This window comes from Vibrio sp. D173a, from assembly GCF_030248475.1.
In genome coordinates this window covers 1-364 of record NZ_JAHGAH010001081.1, presented here as the reverse complement: position 1 = coordinate 364, position 364 = coordinate 1, and the positions used below count along the sequence as shown (strand labels likewise).

The following is a 364-nucleotide window of genomic DNA, read 5'->3' as shown; positions in this document are numbered from 1 at the left end:
CCGCCAGACAATACTTTTACTGCAGGACCGATTGCTAGGAAAGCAATGATCGCACAGATCATACCGATGATACCGGCAGAGAAGTTGTTCACTAGCATTTCGAAGCCGCTCTTCACTTTACCGTGAACTGCTTCATCGAATTTCTTAATTGCGATACCACCAAGAGGACCAACAATCATCGCACCCATGAACATTGGAATGTCCGTACCTACGATAACACCCATTGTTGTGATAGCACCTACTACCGCACCACGGTCGCCGCCAACCATTTTACCACCGGTGTAACCGATAAGTAGAGGCAGCACGTAAGTGATCATCGGGCCAACCATAGACGCTAACGTTTCGTTAGGAAGCTAACCAGTTG

The 364-nt window shown here is 48.1% G+C and carries 1 pseudogene; it reads right to left on the bottom strand.

The annotated features are described in order from the left end of the window. A pseudogene (locus tag KIV40_RS31445) lies at positions 1-350 on the bottom strand (PTS transporter subunit EIIC); the annotation flags it as partial. Positions 351-364 lie beyond the last annotated feature (14 nt).